The organism is Pseudomonas sp. B16120 (assembly GCF_044218845.1).
GTDB classification, from domain to species: Bacteria; Pseudomonadota; Gammaproteobacteria; order Pseudomonadales; family Pseudomonadaceae; genus Aquipseudomonas; species Aquipseudomonas paracarnis.
In genome coordinates, this window is sequence record NZ_CP162588.1 from 1,535,760 (window position 1) to 1,552,573 (window position 16,814).

Here is a 16,814-nt window from a genome sequence, read left to right on the forward strand (position 1 = left end):
GGGCGTGCGCCTGGTGCGCCCGCCCCCAATCTTTATTACAGGCTTCCCCCCGAAATGATGGACATCAACGAGATTCGCGAATACCTGCCTCACCGTTACCCGTTCCTGCTGGTGGACCGCGTAGTGGACCTCAACGTCGAGGAAAAGCGCATTCGTGCCTACAAGAATGTCAGCATCAACGAACCATTCTTCAATGGTCACTTTCCTGCGCATCCAATCATGCCAGGTGTGTTGATCATCGAAGCCATGGCCCAGGCTGCCGGTATCCTTGGTTTCAAAATGCTCGACCTCAAGCCTGCCGACGGCACGCTTTACTATTTCGTGGGTTCCGACAAGCTGCGTTTTCGCAACCCGGTCACCCCGGGTGACCAGTTGATCCTGGAAGCCAAGTTCATCAGTTGCAAACGCCAGATCTGGAAGTTTGAATGCCAGGCCTCGGTAGATGGCAAGCCGGTGTGCTCTGCCGAGATCATCTGTGCGGAACGCAAACTATGAGTTTGATTGACCCTCGCGCAATCATCGATCCGTCGGCCGTACTGGCCGCCGACGTTGAGGTCGGCCCTTGGTCGATCGTCGGCGCAGGTGTGGAAATCGGCGAGGGGACTGTCATCGGGCCGCACGTGATCCTCAAGGGTCCCACCCGAATTGGCAAACACAATCGTATCTACCAGTTTTCCTCGGTAGGCGAAGACACCCCGGACATGAAGTACAAGGGTGAAGAAACACGCCTGGTCATCGGTGACCACAACATCATTCGTGAAGGCGTCACCATTCACCGCGGCACCGTGCAGGATCGCGCCGAAACCACCTTGGGTGATCACAATCTGGTCATGGCCTATGCGCACATCGGCCATGACAGCGTGATCGGCAACCATTGTATTCTGGTCAACAACACTGCGTTGGCAGGCCATGTGCACGTTGATGACTGGGCGATCCTCTCCGGTTTTACCCTGGTGCATCAATACTGCCACATCGGCGCCCACAGCTTTTCCGGCATGGGCACCGCCATCGGCAAGGATGTCCCGGCGTTCGTGACGGTGTTCGGCAACCCTGCCGAAGCCCGTAGCATGAACTTCGAGGGCATGCGTCGTCGCGGTTTCAGCGAAGACGCCATCCACGCCCTGCGCCGTGCCTACAAGACGGTTTACCGCCAAGGGTTGACCGTGGAACAGGCCTTGGCCGAGTTGGCCGAGCCTGCCACGCAGTTCTCGGAAGTCGCGGTGTTCCGTGACTCCATCCAGACCTCGACTCGCGGCATCACTCGCTGATCATGGCCACTCTGCGTATTGCGCTCGTGGCCGGTGAAGCTTCCGGCGATATCCTGGGTGCCGGCTTGATGCGGGCGCTCAAGGCCCAGCATCCGGCGGTGGAATTTATCGGGGTCGGTGGCCCGTTGATGCAGGCCGAAGGCCTGACCTCCTACTTCCCCATGGAGCGCCTGTCGGTCATGGGGCTGGTGGAAGTCTTGGGGCGCCTGCGTGAGCTGCTGGCTCGCCGCAAGCTGTTGATCAAGACACTGATCGAAGAAAAGCCTGACGTCTTTATCGGCATCGATGCGCCGGATTTCACGCTCAATATCGAACTCAAGTTGCGCCAGGCCGGGATCAAGACCGTGCACTACGTCAGCCCATCCGTGTGGGCGTGGCGCCAGAAGCGTGTGTTGAAAATCCGCGAAGGTTGCGACCTGATGCTGACCTTGCTGCCATTCGAAGCCCGGTTCTACGAAGAGAAGGGCGTGCCGGTGCGGTTTGTCGGCCACACCCTGGCTGACGCCATTCCCTTGCAAGCTGATCGTGCGGCTGCGCGTGCCGAGCTGGGCTTGCCCGATGGCCCCTTGGTTGCGTTGATGCCAGGGAGCCGTGGCGGCGAGGTAGGACGTTTGGGAGCGCTGTTTTTTGATGCCGCCGAACGTCTCCAGGCGCAAAAGCCGGGGATCCGCTTTGTACTGCCCTGTGCCAGCCCACAACGCCGTGCCCAGATCGAAACCCTGCTGGAAGGTCGCAGCCTGCCGTTGACGCTGCTCGATGGCCAGTCCCACCTGGCCCTGGCAGCCTGCGATGCGGTGTTGATCGCCTCGGGCACCGCCACGCTTGAGGCCTTGCTGTACAAGCGGCCGATGGTCGTGGCCTATCGCCTGGCGCCACTGACCTTCTGGATTCTCAAGCGCATGGTCAAGAGCCCTTACATTTCCTTGCCCAACCTGTTGGCCCAGCGCCTGCTGGTGCCGGAGTTGTTGCAGGACGATGCAACGCCCGACGCGCTTGCGCAAACCCTACTACCCTTGATCGACGGCGGCGAAGAGCAGACCCGTGGTTTCGACGATATTCACCGCACGTTACGCCGTGATGCCTCGAACCAGGCGGCCGACGCCGTGTTGACCTTGATCGGCCATAAACAGGAAGCCTTATGACCATGCAAATGGGCCTGGATTTCAGCCTCGTTGCCCAGGCCCACGAACTGGTGGCGGGTGTTGACGAAGTCGGGCGCGGTCCGCTCTGTGGCGCAGTGGTTACGGCGGCGGTGATCCTTGATCCGAACCGCCCGATCCTGGGGCTCAACGATTCGAAGAAGCTCACCGAAGCCCGTCGCGAAAAACTCTATGACGAAATCTGTGAAAAAGCCCTGAGCTGGCATATCGCCCGGGCTGAAGTCGAAGAAATCGACGAGCTGAATATCCTGCACGCCACCATGCTGGCGATGCAGCGTGCTGTGGAAGGGCTGCACATCACCCCGAAAATGGCGATGATCGACGGTAACCGCTGCCCTAAACTGACAATGCCGTCCGAAGCGGTGGTCAAGGGCGATAGCAAGGTTCCGGCCATTGCGGCTGCCTCGATCCTGGCCAAGGTAAGCCGCGACCGTGAAATGGCCGCGTTCGAATTGATCTATCCCGGCTACGGCATTGGTGGCCATAAAGGCTACCCGACCCCCGTTCATCTGGAAGCTCTGGCTCGGCTCGGCCCCACCCCGATCCATCGCCGCTCGTTTGCCCCGGTGCGCCAGGCTTATGAGGCCCGTGAAAGTCTGATCGAGGTTTAGCAGCAAGGCTGATGTTTTTACCCAGGCCCGGTACAATCCGGGCCTTGTTGTTTTCATGTATCAAGACAGGATCACTATGCCGGCTTCATTCGTTCATCTACGCCTGCACACTGAGTACTCCCTGGTCGACGGCCTGGTACGGATCAAACCGCTGGTCAAAACCCTGGTGGGCATGAACATGCCTGCGGTCGCGGTTACCGACCAGAACAACATGTGTTCCCTGGTCAAGTTCTACAAGAACGCCATGGGCGCCGGCATCAAGCCGATCTGCGGCGCCGACCTCTGGCTGTCCAACAAAGACCCGGATAACCCCCTGAGCCGCATCAGCCTGCTGGCGATGAACGGCGTGGGTTATCGCAACCTCACCGAACTGATCTCCCGTGGCTTTATCGATGGCCAGCGTAACGGCTCGATCATCATCGAGCGCGAGTGGGTGGCCGAAGCCAGCGAAGGCCTGATCATGCTCTCGGCGGCCAAAGAGGGCGAAATCGGTATCGCGCTGCTGGGCGGCAACCCTCAGGAAGCCGAAGTGCTGGCGCGTGAGTGGATGCAGGTGTTCCCAGGCCGGTTCTACCTGGAAGTCCAGCGCACCAACCGTCCCAACGATGAAGAGCATCTGCACGCTGCCGTCGCCCTGGCCGATAAGCTGGGTGCGCCGCTGGTGGCGACCAACGATGTGCGCTTTATCAAGAAAGAAGACTTCGAAGCCCACGAAACCCGCGTGTGCATCGGTGAAGGCCGGGCCCTGGATGACCCGCGCCGCTCCAAGAACTACAGCGAAGAGCAGTACCTCAAAAGCGCCGAGGAAATGGCGCAGCTGTTCAGCGACTTGCCCGAGGCCCTGGAAAACTCCGTCGAGATCGCCAAGCGCTGCAACATCGAAGTAAAGCTGGGCAAGCACTTTTTGCCCAACTTCCCGATTCCCGATGGCATGACCATCGACGAATACTTTCGCAAAGTGTCGTTCGATGGCCTGGAGGAACGCCTCAGCGTCCTGCTGCCCAAGGACACCACCGAGGACTACGAAGCCAAGCGCCAGGTGTATGTCGATCGGTTGAATTTCGAGCTGGATATCATCATCCAGATGGGGTTCCCCGGCTACTTCCTGATCGTAATGGATTTTATCCAGTGGGCGAAAAACAACGGCGTGCCGGTAGGTCCGGGCCGGGGGTCAGGTGCTGGCTCGCTGGTGGCCTACGTACAGAAGATCACCGACCTTGACCCGCTTGAATATGACCTGCTGTTCGAACGGTTCCTGAACCCGGAACGGGTATCCATGCCCGACTTCGACGTCGACTTCTGCATGGATGGTCGTGACCGCGTCATTGAATACGTGGCCGAGAAATACGGCCGCAACGCAGTAAGTCAGATCATCACCTTCGGTTCCATGGCCGCCAAAGCGGTAATTCGCGACGTGGCGCGGGTGCAGGGCAAGTCCTACGGTTTGGCCGACCGCCTGTCGAAGATGATCCCGTTCGAAGTCGGCATGACCCTGGAAAAAGCCTACGAGCAGGAAGAAATCCTGCGCGACTTCATCAAGGTCGATGAAGAAGCCGCCGAAATCTGGGACATGGCGCGCAAGCTCGAAGGCGTGGTGCGTAACGTCGGTAAACACGCTGGTGGCGTGGTTATTGCGCCGACCAAGCTCACCGACTTTTCGCCGATCTATTGCGATGAAGAAGGCGACGGCCTGGTCACCCAGTTCGACAAGGACGACGTGGAGGCCGCCGGCCTGGTGAAGTTCGACTTCCTCGGCCTGCGGACCCTGACGATCATCGACTGGGCACTCAAGACCATCAACCGCGACCGTGCCAAGGTCGGCGAAGAACCGCTGGATATCGCGTTTATCCCGCTGGACGACAAACCGACCTATAGCCTGCTGCAAAAAGCCGAAACCACGGCGGTGTTCCAGCTTGAATCCCGGGGCATGAAGGAGCTGATCAAAAAGCTCAAGCCCGACTGCCTGGAAGACTTGATCGCACTGGTGGCCCTGTTCCGTCCGGGCCCGCTGCAATCGGGCATGGTGGATGACTTCATCAACCGTAAACACGGCCGCGCCGAGCTGGCTTACCCGCACTCCGACTACCAGTACGAGGGCCTCAAGCCCGTACTGGCGCCGACCTACGGCATCATCCTGTACCAGGAACAGGTGATGCAGATCGCCCAGGTGATGGCCGGCTACACCCTCGGCGGTGCGGACATGCTGCGTCGCGCCATGGGTAAGAAAAAGCCCGAGGAAATGGCCAAGCAGCGCGGCGGTTTCATTGAAGGTTGCGCCACCAACAACATCGATGCCGACCTGGCCGGTAACATCTTCGACCTGGTAGAAAAATTCGCCGGTTATGGCTTCAACAAATCCCACTCCGCCGCCTATGGCCTGGTGTCGTACCAGACCGCCTGGTTGAAAGCCCACTACCCGGCACCGTTCATGGCGGCGGTACTCTCGGCGGATATGCACAACACCGACAAGGTCGTGACCTTGATCGAGGAAGTGCGCACCATGAAGCTGCGCCTCGACGCGCCGGACGTGAACGCTTCGGAGTTCAAGTTCACGGTGAACGACGAAGGCCGCATCATCTATGGCCTCGGCGCGATCAAAGGCGTGGGCGAAGGTCCGGTGGAGGCCATTACCGAAGCGCGTCAAGACGGGCCGTTCAAGGACCTGTTCGATTTCTGCGCGCGGGTGGATCTCAAGCGCATCAACAAACGTACCCTCGATGGCCTGATCCGCAGCGGCGCACTCGACCGTCTTGGCCCGTATTTTCATGATGAGCCCAAGGCTTACCAGGCCAATATCGATCGTAACCGGGCGGTGCTGCTGACCGCCATGGAAGAGGCGATCAAGGCCGCCGAGCAGACCGCTCGTACCCATGACAGCGGCCACGCCGACCTGTTTGGCGGGCTGTTCGTCGAAGAGGATGCGGATGTCTACGCGAATCACCGCAAGGCCAAGGAGCTGACTCTGAAGGAACGCCTCAAGGGTGAAAAAGACACCTTGGGCCTGTACCTCACCGGTCACCCGATTGACGAGTACGAAGGCGAAATCCGCCGTTTTGCTCGTCAGCGCATCATCGACCTCAAACCGGCGCGGGATACCCAGACCGTCGCCGGTATGATCATCGCCCTGCGGGTGATGAAAAATAAGAAGGGCGACAAGATGGGCTTCATCACCCTCGATGACCGCTCGGGCCGCATCGAAGCGTCATTGTTTGCCGACGCGTTTCACTCCGCCCAATCGCTGTTGCAGACCGACGCCATGGTGGTGGTGGAAGGGGAGGTCAGCAATGATGACTTCTCCGGTGGCCTGCGCCTGCGCATCAAGCGCGTGATGAGCATGGAAGACGCTCGCACCAACCTGGCCGAAAGCCTGCGCCTGAAGGTCAAAACCGAAGCGCTTAAAGGCGATCAGCTACGCTGGTTGGGTGACCTGCTAAAACGCCATCGTGGCGCATGCCCGGTGACCATGGAGTACACCGGCAGCGATGCCAAGGCCATGTTGCAGTTTGGTGAGACGTGGCGAATTGATCCCGCTGATGGCTTGATTCAAGCTTTGCGTGACCAGTTCGGGCGAGACAACGTCTTCCTCCAATACCGTTGACGGTCAGATAGATCTGATCTCGACTAAACATTTAATCTCGACCTAAACGCGCCTCTCCCTTAAGGTAGGGCGCGAATAGACAACCGGCTGGCCAGGCACCCCTTGGCCGTCGACCCAAGACGGACGCTTATGAACCCGAATTTTCTTGATTTCGAACAGCCGATCGCTGACCTGCAAGCCAAGATCGAAGAGCTGCGCCTGGTCGGCAATGACAATTCGCTGAACATCGGTGATGAAATCGCTCGCCTGCAAGACAAGAGCAGCACGCTCACCGAAGACATCTTCGGCAAGCTGACCAGCTGGCAGATCGCGCGCCTGGCTCGCCACCCGCGCCGTCCCTACACCCTGGACTACATCGAACACATCTTCACCGAGTTCGACGAGTTGCACGGCGACCGTCATTTCTCCGACGACGCAGCCATTGTGGGCGGTATCGCTCGCCTGGACGACCAACCGGTGATGGTGATCGGTCATCAGAAAGGCCGTGAAGTGCGCGAGAAAGTACGCCGCAACTTCGGCATGCCGCGCCCGGAAGGCTATCGCAAGGCGTGCCGCCTGATGGAAATGGCCGAGCGCTTCAAGATGCCTATCCTGACCTTCATCGACACGCCGGGTGCCTACCCGGGTATCGACGCCGAAGAGCGCAACCAGAGCGAAGCGATTGCCTGGAACCTGCGCGTCATGGCGCGCCTGAAAACCCCGATCATCGCCACTGTGATTGGTGAAGGTGGTTCCGGCGGTGCCCTGGCCATTGGTGTCTGCGACCAACTGAACATGTTGCAGTACTCGACCTACGCGGTGATCTCGCCGGAAGGTTGTGCCTCGATCCTGTGGAAAACCGCCGAAAAGGCGCCGGACGCTGCCGAAGCCATGGGCATCACCGCCGATCGCCTCAAAGGCCTGGGTATCGTGGACAAGGTCATCGCCGAGCCACTGGGCGGCGCTCACCGTGATCCGGCTGCCGCTGCTGCGACCATCCGTGCCGAGTTGGGGTCGCAACTGGCGATGCTCAAGAAGCTGGATAACGAAGCGCTGCTGGCTCGTCGTTATGAGCGCCTGATGAGCTACGGCCTCTAAGCCGACGCTGTACCCAATGTAGTAGCCGGCTTGTGTGGGAGCTGGCTTGCCTGCGATAGCATCACCTTGGTATCACTGATACACCGAGGTGCCTGCATCGCGGGCAAGCCCGGCTCCCACATTTGCTTTGTGTATGCTGACGAACGTATTCAAGCTTTGCGGCGGTGACGTGTGATGAAACCAACCCTGCCGGCCACACTCCTGCACACCCTGGCCCCCTGGCGCAACGCCCCGGCCTGGCATATCGCGTTCTCCGGCGGTCTCGACTCCACCGTCCTGCTGCACCTCCTGGTCTCACTGGCCAACATCGAAAATCTGCCTCCTGTCAGCGCCGTCCATGTCCACCATGGCCTGCAAGCTGCTGCCGAGGCGTGGCCTGCTCATTGCCAATCGGTCTGCGACAGCCTGGGCGTACCCTTGCGCGTCATGCGCGTGCAGGTGAGGCCCGGCGCGAGCATTGAACGTGCGGCGCGCGATGCGCGCTACCAAGCGTTCATGCAAATCATGGGGGCAGGGGAGGTGCTTTTCACTGGCCAGCATCGCGACGATCAAGCCGAAACCCTGCTGTTTCGCCTGCTGCGTGGCGCCGGTGTGCGAGGGTTGGCGGCTATGCCTGAGCATCGCCCGTTGGCCCAAGGCCGCTTGGTGCGGCCGTTGCTGGCGTGCACCCGTAGCGAGCTGGAAGCCTACGCCCATCAGCATCAGTTGCAGTGGATCGAAGATCCCTCCAACGTTGATTCCCGGTTTTCCCGCAATTACTTGCGTCACCGTGTACTCCCTGCCGTGACGGAGCGCTGGCCCCAGGCCATCACCCACCTGGCTCGCACGGCTGAACACATGGCTGAGGCTCAGGGGCTGCTCGACGAATTGGCGCTGATGGACCTGCAGCGCGCCGATCAGCCTTCTGCGTTTCCCTGGTTGCCTCTGCAGTCCCTGGCGCTTGAACCATTGCGTGAATTGTCCGATGCCCGCCAGCGTAACGCCCTGCGGCATTGGCTCATGCCACTGACCCGTTTACCCGACAGCGATCACTGGGCCGGTTGGCATGCCCTGCGCGATGCCAAGCGTGACGCACAGCCTCTGTGGCGCCTGGCCGACGGCCAAATGCAGCGTAGCGGTGAACGCATCTGGTGGTTGCCCACAACATGGTCGGAGTTTTCCGACGCATCGGTGAGCTGGCCCAATCCGCAAAATCCACTAGAGTTATCGGGTAATGGCCAACTGAGATTTATCGGCAAGGCTCCCGAAGGCCCGCTGCAGGTGCGTTATCGCCAGGGTGGCGAAATCATCGACGTACCGGGCCGAGGCCGGCGCGATCTCAAGCGTCTGCTGAATGAAAGCGGCATGCCGGGCTTCGTCCGTGGCAGATTGCCGCTGGTCTATCGGGGCGAGCAATTGCTGGCTGTGCCAAGCGTTGCGGGGGCATGGGCCCGGTCGATGGGTGAGGTGCAATTGGATTGGTTGCCACAGACCTGCGATCAAGGTTTGAGCTGATAGCGCCTTTCCGGTAGACTACGCTCCCTTCTTGATACAACTTCTGTGGATTCGCCTGAATCGCAGTCGTTGCCGATTACCAAGCAGTCTTTGCTGGGCGATTCCAAAAAATGTGTAGCGATCAACGTACCGGTGTTTCATTGCTGGTCTGTCACAACGCGGCGGTTTTTTTGAAAGGTGCACTGTGATTAATGCAGGTGATCGGGGGCTTCGGCCTTCCTTCGCTTTCCCCGGCGGCTCGGACCGCTTTAACGCAGACTTCTAGGGTTTTTCATGACGCGCTACATATTCGTCACGGGCGGTGTTGTTTCTTCATTGGGGAAAGGCATTGCCTCCGCTTCATTGGCGGCCATCCTGGAGGCGCGGGGACTTAAGGTCACCATGCTCAAGCTGGACCCGTACATCAACGTTGACCCGGGCACCATGAGCCCGTTCCAGCACGGTGAAGTGTTCGTCACCCACGACGGCGCCGAGACCGACCTGGACCTGGGCCACTACGAGCGGTTCATCCGCACGACCATGACCCAGAACAACAACTTCACCACCGGCCGTGTCTACGAGCACGTGCTGCGCAAAGAGCGCCGTGGTGATTACCTGGGTGCAACCATCCAGGTGATCCCGCACATCACCGACGAAATCAAGCGCCGCATCATCAAGGGTGCAGGCGATGCCGACGTGGCGATGGTCGAGATCGGTGGCACCGTGGGTGACATCGAGTCCCAACCGTTCCTCGAAGCCATCCGCCAGTTGCGTTTCGAAGTTGGCGCCAAGCGCGCGATGCTGATGCACCTGACATTGGTGCCGTACATCGCCACTGCCGGCGAAACCAAAACCAAGCCTACCCAGCACTCGGTCAAGGAACTGCGTTCCATCGGCCTGCAGCCGGATGTGCTGGTATGCCGCTCCGATCACCCGATCGACATTTCCTCGCGCCGCAAGATTGCGCAGTTCACCAACGTTGAAGAACGTGCGGTGATTGCCCTGGAAGACGCCGACACCATCTACAAGATCCCGGGCATCCTGCATTCGCAAGGCCTGGATGATTTTGTGGTCGAGCGTTTCGGCTTGCAGTGCGGCGGTGCAGACCTGTCCGAGTGGGAAGCGGTTGTCGACGCCAAGCTCAACCCAGAGCATGAAGTCACCATCGCCATGGTCGGCAAATACATGGAACTGCTGGACGCGTACAAGTCGCTGATCGAAGCCATGAGCCACGCCGGTATCAGCAACCGTACCAAGGTCAACCTGCGCTACATTGACTCCGAAGACATCGAGAACCAGGGCACCGCGCTGCTCGAAGGTGTTGACGCGATCCTCGTTCCCGGCGGTTTCGGCCTGCGTGGTGTGGAAGGCAAGATCACTGCCGTGCAGTACGCCCGTGAAAACAAGGTGCCGTACCTGGGTATCTGCCTGGGCATGCAAGTGGCCGTTATCGAGTTCGCTCGTAACGTGCTGGGCTGGAAAGACGCCAACTCCACCGAGTTCGATCACAGCAGCGGCCATCCGGTCGTGGGTCTGATCACCGAGTGGGAAGACGCCACTGGCGCCGTTGAAACCCGTACCGAAACGTCCGACCTGGGCGGCACCATGCGCCTGGGTGCACAGGATTGCCTGCTGGAAGCTGGCTCGCTGGTACACGACTGCTACGGCAAGGACGTGATCGTCGAGCGTCACCGCCACCGCTATGAAGTGAACAATAACCTGCTGCCGCAGATCAAAGAAGCTGGCCTGAAAATCTCCGGCCGCTCCGGTGATGGCAAGCTGGTTGAAGTGGTCGAGGCACCGGATCATCCGTGGTTCGTGGCGTGTCAGTTCCACCCGGAGTTCACCTCGACGCCGCGCGACGGTCACCCGTTGTTCAGTGGTTTCGTCAAAGCAGCACTGACGCAACATCAGAAGAAGGCGTAAACCTGATGGCCCAGAAGATCATTCGCGTAGGCGACATCGAGATTGCCAACGACAAGCCCATGGTGCTGTTCGGCGGCATGAACGTGCTGGAAAGCCGTGACATGGCGATGCAGGTGTGTGAGGAGTACGTGCGGGTCACCCAGAAACTGGGTATCCCTTACGTCTTCAAGGCCAGCTTCGACAAGGCCAACCGTTCGTCCGTGACCTCCTATCGCGGCCCGGGCCTTGAAGAAGGCATGCGGATCTTCCAGGACATCAAGCAAGCCTTCGGCGTGCCGATCATCACCGACGTCCACGAGCCTGATCAGGCTGCCGTGGTCGCCGAGGTGTGCGACATCATCCAGTTGCCGGCCTTCCTGTCGCGCCAGACCGACCTCGTGGTCGCCATGGCCAAGACCGGCGCTGTGATCAACATTAAGAAAGCCCAATTCCTCGCTCCTCAGGAGATGAAACACATCCTGAGCAAATGCGTGGAAGCGGGTAACGACCAGTTGATCCTCTGCGAGCGGGGTTCGAGCTTCGGCTACAACAACCTCGTGGTGGACATGCTCGGTTTCGGCATCATGAAACAGTTCGAATACCCCGTGTTCTTCGACGTGACCCACGCGCTGCAAATGCCCGGTGGTCGTTCGGACTCCGCTGGCGGGCGACGTGCCCAGGTGACGGACCTGGCCAAGGCGGGCATGAGCCAGTCCCTGGCGGGCCTGTTCCTTGAAGCTCACCCGGACCCGGACAACGCCAAATGTGATGGCCCATGCGCCCTGCGCCTGGACAAGCTGGAGCCATTCCTGGCCCAACTCAAGCAGTTGGACGAGCTGGTCAAGAGTTTTCCGACGGTAGAGACCGCGTAACTGGCATTTCTCCGGTAGAATTTCCCACGCTTTACGCTCAGGCCCCCGGGCCTGAGCCTTGTCGTCTGCAAGCCTGCCCCGTTGTTCCACCCTTGCGGTCGGTCAAAAGATTTCCTTCAGCTGCGTCGTTTTCGTCAACTTTGGAGTGTTTACAACAATGGCAAAAATCGTCGACATCAAAGGTCGTGAAGTTCTCGACTCCCGTGGCAACCCCACCGTCGAAGCCGACGTGCTTCTCGATAACGGCATCATCGGCAGCGCCTGCGCGCCGTCCGGTGCTTCCACCGGTTCGCGCGAAGCGCTGGAACTGCGTGATGGCGACAAGAGCCGTTACCTGGGCAAGGGTGTACTCAAGGCTGTAGCCAACATCAACGGTCCGATTCGTGACCTGTTGCTGGGCAAGGACCCGCTGGACCAGAAAGCCCTGGACCACGCGATGATCAAGCTCGACGGCACTGAAAACAAAGGCAGCCTCGGCGCCAACGCCATTCTCGCGGTGTCCCTGGCAGCTGCCAAGGCGGCTGCGCAGGACCAGGACCTGCCGTTGTACGCACACATTGCCAATCTGAATGGCACCCCGGGCGTCTACTCGATGCCGGTGCCGATGATGAACATCATCAACGGTGGCGAGCACGCAGATAACAACGTCGACATCCAGGAATTCATGGTACAGCCGGTTGGCGCCAAGTCCTTCTCCGAAGGCCTGCGCATGGGTACCGAGATTTTCCATCACCTCAAGGCTGTACTGAAGGCTCGTGGCCTGAGCACTGCCGTGGGTGACGAAGGCGGTTTCGCGCCGAACCTGGCCTCCAACGAAGACGCACTGAAAGTCATCTCCGAAGCCGTGGCCAACGCTGGCTACAAGCTGGGCACCGACGTGACCCTGGCCCTGGACTGCGCCGCCAGCGAATTCTATGAAGACGGCAAGTACAACCTGTCCGGCGAAGGCCAGGTGTTCAACTCCGAAGGCTTCGCTGAATACCTCAAAGGCCTGACCCAGCGCTACCCGATCATCTCGATCGAAGACGGCCTGGACGAGTCCGACTGGGATGGCTGGAAAATCCTCACCGACAAGATCGGCGAAAAAATCCAGCTGGTGGGTGACGACCTGTTCGTGACCAACACCAAGATCCTGAAAGAAGGCATCGACAAGAAGATCGCCAACTCGATCCTGATCAAGTTCAACCAGATCGGCACCCTGACCGAAACCCTGGAAGCCATCCAGATGGCCAAGGCCGCGGGCTACACCGCCGTGATCTCCCATCGCTCCGGCGAAACCGAAGATTCCACCATTGCCGACCTGGCCGTGGGTACTTCGGCGGGCCAGATCAAGACCGGTTCCCTGTGCCGTTCCGATCGCGTGTCCAAGTACAACCAATTGCTGCGCATCGAAGAGCAGTTGGCAGGTAAAGCCAAGTACAACGGTCGCGGCGAGTTTCGCGGCTAAGCAGTAAATGGTAAAAAGTCGGCGGATTGCGTCAGAAATCTCACGTCAGTGTGAATTTCGGCGCTAATCTGCTGACTGACAAGCGCAAGCCTGGTTTTTCCAGGCTTTGTGCTATCAGTTGCTGCAAAAGGTTTGCATGACTGTCTTTTTTCACTGGATACCCGGATTTCGATGCGCAGTCCCAATTGGTTGTTCCTCGTCTTACTCTTGTTGCTGGCTGGCCTGCAGTACCGCCTATGGGTCGGTAATGGCAGCTTTGCGCAGGTGGAAGAGCTGACCCAGCAAATTGCCGACCAGCGTGCCGAAAACGAACGCCTGCTGGAGCGCAACCGTGTCCTGGACGCTGAAGTGCTTGAGCTGAAAAAAGGCACGGAGACCGTTGAAGAGCGGGCTCGTCATGAGTTGGGCATGGTCAAGGAGGGCGAGACCCTCTACCAGTTGGCCCAATGAGCCACGATTTACCGGCCTTCTGGGCCGTGATTCCTGCCGCGGGCGTCGGTGCCCGTATGGCCGCAGACCGTCCCAAGCAGTACCTGCAACTGGGCGGGCGCACTATTCTCGAACACAGCCTCGGCTGTTTTCTCGACCACCCACGCCTCAAGGGCCTGGTGGTCAGTCTTGCAATTGACGATCCTTATTGGCCCACCTTGGCATGCGCCACTGACCCGCGTATCCAGCGTGCCGACGGGGGCTCGGAACGTTCCGGCTCGGTGCTCAATGCGCTGCTGCAACTCAACGCCCTGGGCGCCAGTGATGACGACTGGGTGTTGGTGCACGACGCTGCGCGGCCTAACCTGAGCCGTGATGACCTCGACAAATTGTTGGCGGAACTGGCTGACGATCCGGTAGGTGGCCTGCTGGCGGTGCCGGCGCGCGACACCCTCAAGCGTGTCGACAAGCATGGCCGTGTGGTGGATACCGTTGATCGCAGCCTGATCTGGCAGGCTTACACGCCGCAGATGTTCCGCCTGGGCGCCTTGCATCGCGCCTTGGCCGACAGCCTGGTGGCCGATGCGGTGATCACCGATGAAGCGTCGGCCATGGAATGGTCCGGGCAGGCGCCGCGCCTGATCGAAGGGCGTTCGGACAATATCAAGGTGACTCGGCCGGAAGACCTGGAGTGGTTGAAGTTGCGCTGGGCTAACCGGCGGTAACCTGTCAGACCGGGTCTGCTTCATCGCAGGCAAGCCAGCTCCCACATTTGATCGCTGCCACATCAAACAACACGTCCAACTGTGGGAGCCGGGCTTGCCCGCGATGAGGCCGGTGCAGACCACCTCAATTCAATGCTTGTACTCCGGCCTCTGCGCCAACCCCACCTTCAAAAAGTCCACCAGCTTCCTCACCTTCGGCGACAAATGCCGCTGCTGCGGATACAACGCCCACACCGCAGTATTTGGCGGTTGATGAGCCTCCAGCAACGACACCAACGCCCCGCTGTGCAGATGCTCCAGCACGTAGTAATCCGGCAACTGGCACAAGCCCATGCCTTGTAACGCCGCATCCAGCACCGCTTGCCCGCTGTTGCAGCGCCAATTGCCTTGCACGCGCTGGGAAAATTCCCGCCCATCCTGGGCCATTTGCCAGATATCCGAGCTGCCAATCAGGCAGTTATGCCGGCTCAACTCCGACAAACTGTGTGGCCGACCGTACCGTTCGAGGTAGGAGGGCGACGCGCATAGGTACATGCGTCGAGGTGCCAGGCGGCTGGCAACCATGCGCGAGTCTTGCAGGCGTCCCAGGCGGATGGCCAGGTCGAGGCCTTCATGCACCAGGTCCAGCGAGCGGTTGGTCAACTCGATGTCCACGCGCAGTTGCGGATAGTGCGCCATGAATCGTGTCACCAGCGGCACGATAAAGCGTTCGCCATAGGCCACGGCGCAGGTCATGCGCAACATGCCCTTGGGTTCGCTGGTCAGGTCGCCCACCGCCCGCAACGCTTCCTCGCGACCGTCCTGCAGGCGTTGGCAGTGCTGCAGGAAGGTCTGACCGGCTTCGGTCAAAGTCACCTTGCGCGTACTGCGGTACAGCAATCGGGTTTGCAGGCGTTCTTCAAGGCGCGCCACTTGCCGGCTGACATGGGATGAAGACACCCCCAACCGTTCGGCCGCCGCCGTGAACTGGCTGCATTCGGCCACCGCGACAAACTCGTCAATGCCTTCCCAGCGGTTCTCCAGCATGGTGATTGTCCCTGTACAGCAATAATGTTTTGCTTTAGTCCGAATTATTCATCAATAGGTGATGATTTACACTCACCGTCTCAGTTTTTAACCCGATGGAGAAACCCGGATGATCAAGTCCCGTGCCGCCGTAGCCTTCGAGGCCAAGAAGCCCCTTGAGATTGTTGAAGTGGATGTCGCCATGCCCAAGGCTGGCGAGGTGCTGCTGCGGGTGGTCGCGTCCGGCGTGTGCCACACCGACGCCTACACCTTGTCGGGGGCTGACCCGGAAGGCATCTTCCCGTCGATCCTCGGCCATGAAGGCGGCGCAGTGGTGGAAGCCATCGGCGAGGGCGTAACTTCGGTGGCTGTGGGCGATCACGTGATCCCGCTGTATACCCCGGAATGCGGCAAGTGCAAGTTCTGTCTGAGTGGCAAGACCAACCTGTGCCAGGCCATTCGCGCCACGCAGGGCAAGGGCTTGATGCCGGATGGCACCACGCGTTTCTCCTACAAGGGCCAGCCGATTTTCCACTATATGGGCACCTCGACGTTCTCCGAGTACACCGTGCTGCCGGAAATTTCCGTGGCCAAGATTCCTAAAGAAGCGCCGTTGGAAAAAGTCTGCCTGCTCGGTTGTGGTGTCACCACCGGCATCGGTGCGGTGATCAACACCGCCAAGGTCAAGCCGGGCGACACCGTGGCCGTCTTCGGCCTGGGCGGTATTGGCCTGTCGGCGATTATCGGTGCAGTCAAGGCCAAGGCCGGTCGCATCATTGCTATTGATATCAACCCGGCCAAGTTCGAAATCGCCAAGCAACTGGGTGCCACCGATTGCATCAACCCGAAAGACTACGACCGCCCAATCCAGGACGTGATTGTCGACCTGACTGACGGCGGCGTGGACTTCTCTTTCGAGTGCATCGGCAATGTGCAACTGATGCGTGCGGCCCTTGAGTGCTGCCACAAAGGCTGGGGCGAGTCAGTGATCATCGGCGTGGCCGGTGCTGGCCAGGAAATTGCCACTCGCCCATTCCAGCTGGTCACCGGTCGCGTCTGGCGTGGTTCGGCGTTTGGTGGCGTGCGCGGTCGTACCGAATTGCCAAGCTACGTGGAAATGGCTCAGTCCGGTGAAATTCCGCTGGATACCTTCATCACCCACACCATGGGCCTGGAAGATATCAACAAAGCGTTTGACCTGATGCATGAAGGCAAGAGCATTCGTACCGTCATTCACTTCTGAG

At 59.8% G+C, this 16,814-nt stretch carries 14 protein-coding genes; 13 read left to right on the top strand and 1 reads right to left on the bottom strand.

Annotated elements, in window-relative coordinates; genetic code table 11:
* The first annotated feature begins 54 nt into the window (after nucleotides 1-54).
* The 12 genes from fabZ to ispD all read left to right on the top strand — a co-directional run bounded on the left by fabZ (nucleotide 55) and on the right by ispD (nucleotide 14,565).
* Nucleotides 55-495, top strand: coding sequence for a 3-hydroxyacyl-ACP dehydratase FabZ (gene fabZ / locus AB4P90_RS07290; protein WP_003172281.1), 441 nt, complete (start codon nucleotides 55-57; stop codon nucleotides 493-495).
* Nucleotides 492-1,268, top strand: coding sequence for an acyl-ACP--UDP-N-acetylglucosamine O-acyltransferase (gene lpxA, locus AB4P90_RS07295; protein ID WP_014717236.1), 777 nt, complete (start codon nucleotides 492-494; stop codon nucleotides 1,266-1,268). Before fabZ ends, lpxA begins: the two co-directional genes overlap by 4 nt.
* A gap of 2 nt (nucleotides 1,269-1,270) precedes the next feature.
* Nucleotides 1,271-2,410 carry a lipid-A-disaccharide synthase gene (gene lpxB / locus AB4P90_RS07300; RefSeq protein WP_130174766.1) on the top strand — a complete coding sequence of 380 codons (1,140 nt, stop codon included), beginning with the start codon at nucleotides 1,271-1,273 and terminating at the stop codon, nucleotides 2,408-2,410.
* 2 nt (nucleotides 2,411-2,412) lie between these two features.
* A complete protein-coding gene (rnhB, locus tag AB4P90_RS07305) occupies nucleotides 2,413-3,039 on the top strand; it encodes a ribonuclease HII (RefSeq protein WP_161793220.1) in 627 nt (208 codons plus the stop codon).
* Nucleotides 3,040-3,115: 76 nt separating this feature from the next.
* Nucleotides 3,116-6,637, top strand: coding sequence for a DNA polymerase III subunit alpha (dnaE, locus tag AB4P90_RS07310; RefSeq protein WP_236465949.1), 3,522 nt, complete (start codon nucleotides 3,116-3,118; stop codon nucleotides 6,635-6,637).
* Nucleotides 6,638-6,766: 129 nt separating this feature from the next.
* Nucleotides 6,767-7,714, top strand: coding sequence for an acetyl-CoA carboxylase carboxyltransferase subunit alpha (locus tag AB4P90_RS07315; protein ID WP_003189182.1), 948 nt, complete (start codon nucleotides 6,767-6,769; stop codon nucleotides 7,712-7,714).
* A 174-nt stretch (nucleotides 7,715-7,888) separates the two neighbouring features.
* Complete coding sequence (gene tilS / locus AB4P90_RS07320; protein WP_395605771.1) at nucleotides 7,889-9,208, top strand: tRNA lysidine(34) synthetase TilS; 1,320 nt, start codon at nucleotides 7,889-7,891, stop codon at nucleotides 9,206-9,208.
* 273 nt (nucleotides 9,209-9,481) lie between these two features.
* Nucleotides 9,482-11,113, top strand: a complete 1,632-nt coding sequence (locus AB4P90_RS07325) for a CTP synthase (RefSeq protein ID WP_003189189.1) — start codon at nucleotides 9,482-9,484, stop codon at nucleotides 11,111-11,113.
* Between the two features lie 5 nt (nucleotides 11,114-11,118).
* Nucleotides 11,119-11,964: a 3-deoxy-8-phosphooctulonate synthase gene (gene kdsA, locus AB4P90_RS07330; RefSeq protein ID WP_014717240.1), complete on the top strand. Its 846-nt coding sequence runs from the start codon at nucleotides 11,119-11,121 to the stop codon at nucleotides 11,962-11,964.
* 157 nt (nucleotides 11,965-12,121) lie between these two features.
* Complete coding sequence (eno, locus tag AB4P90_RS07335) at nucleotides 12,122-13,411, top strand: phosphopyruvate hydratase (RefSeq protein ID WP_003189193.1); 1,290 nt, start codon at nucleotides 12,122-12,124, stop codon at nucleotides 13,409-13,411.
* A 171-nt stretch (nucleotides 13,412-13,582) separates the two neighbouring features.
* Nucleotides 13,583-13,861 (top strand): cell division protein FtsB, encoded by a 279-nt coding sequence (gene ftsB, locus AB4P90_RS07340; protein ID WP_003189195.1) that lies wholly within the window; start codon nucleotides 13,583-13,585, stop codon nucleotides 13,859-13,861.
* Nucleotides 13,858-14,565 carry a 2-C-methyl-D-erythritol 4-phosphate cytidylyltransferase gene (ispD, locus tag AB4P90_RS07345; RefSeq protein ID WP_014717241.1) on the top strand — a complete coding sequence of 236 codons (708 nt, stop codon included), beginning with the start codon at nucleotides 13,858-13,860 and terminating at the stop codon, nucleotides 14,563-14,565. The genes ftsB and ispD overlap by 4 nt, the downstream gene beginning before the upstream one ends.
* A gap of 129 nt (nucleotides 14,566-14,694) precedes the next feature.
* Here the strand turns inward: ispD and AB4P90_RS07350 are convergent, their stop codons facing one another.
* The gene (locus tag AB4P90_RS07350; RefSeq protein ID WP_019817856.1) at nucleotides 14,695-15,591 is read right to left on the bottom strand and encodes a LysR substrate-binding domain-containing protein; all 897 of its coding nucleotides are present in this window, start codon (nucleotides 15,589-15,591) and stop codon (nucleotides 14,695-14,697) included.
* Nucleotides 15,592-15,700: 109 nt separating this feature from the next.
* Here AB4P90_RS07350 and AB4P90_RS07355 point away from each other — a divergent pair, with 109 nt between their 5' ends.
* Nucleotides 15,701-16,813, top strand: a complete 1,113-nt coding sequence (locus AB4P90_RS07355) for an S-(hydroxymethyl)glutathione dehydrogenase/class III alcohol dehydrogenase (protein ID WP_014717243.1) — start codon at nucleotides 15,701-15,703, stop codon at nucleotides 16,811-16,813.
* The last annotated feature ends 1 nt before the right edge of the window (nucleotide 16,814 follow it).

Excerpts from the sequence above, each read along its gene's own strand:
- AB4P90_RS07350 (WP_019817856.1), bottom strand. The coding sequence starts at position 15,591 with ATGCTGGAGAACCGCTGGGAAGGCATTGACGAGTTTGTCGCGGTGGCC.
- ftsB (WP_003189195.1), top strand. The coding sequence starts at position 13,583 with ATGCGCAGTCCCAATTGGTTGTTCCTCGTCTTACTCTTGTTGCTGGCT.
- tilS (WP_395605771.1), top strand. The coding sequence starts at position 7,889 with ATGAAACCAACCCTGCCGGCCACACTCCTGCACACCCTGGCCCCCTGG.
- dnaE (WP_236465949.1), top strand. The coding sequence starts at position 3,116 with ATGCCGGCTTCATTCGTTCATCTACGCCTGCACACTGAGTACTCCCTG.
- lpxA (WP_014717236.1), top strand. The coding sequence starts at position 492 with ATGAGTTTGATTGACCCTCGCGCAATCATCGATCCGTCGGCCGTACTG.
- ispD (WP_014717241.1), top strand. The coding sequence starts at position 13,858 with ATGAGCCACGATTTACCGGCCTTCTGGGCCGTGATTCCTGCCGCGGGC.
- kdsA (WP_014717240.1), top strand. The coding sequence starts at position 11,119 with ATGGCCCAGAAGATCATTCGCGTAGGCGACATCGAGATTGCCAACGAC.
- AB4P90_RS07325 (WP_003189189.1), top strand. The coding sequence starts at position 9,482 with ATGACGCGCTACATATTCGTCACGGGCGGTGTTGTTTCTTCATTGGGG.
- eno (WP_003189193.1), top strand. The coding sequence starts at position 12,122 with ATGGCAAAAATCGTCGACATCAAAGGTCGTGAAGTTCTCGACTCCCGT.
- fabZ (WP_003172281.1), top strand. The coding sequence starts at position 55 with ATGATGGACATCAACGAGATTCGCGAATACCTGCCTCACCGTTACCCG.
- AB4P90_RS07315 (WP_003189182.1), top strand. The coding sequence starts at position 6,767 with ATGAACCCGAATTTTCTTGATTTCGAACAGCCGATCGCTGACCTGCAA.
- AB4P90_RS07355 (WP_014717243.1), top strand. The coding sequence starts at position 15,701 with ATGATCAAGTCCCGTGCCGCCGTAGCCTTCGAGGCCAAGAAGCCCCTT.
- rnhB (WP_161793220.1), top strand. The coding sequence starts at position 2,413 with ATGCAAATGGGCCTGGATTTCAGCCTCGTTGCCCAGGCCCACGAACTG.
- lpxB (WP_130174766.1), top strand. The coding sequence starts at position 1,271 with ATGGCCACTCTGCGTATTGCGCTCGTGGCCGGTGAAGCTTCCGGCGAT.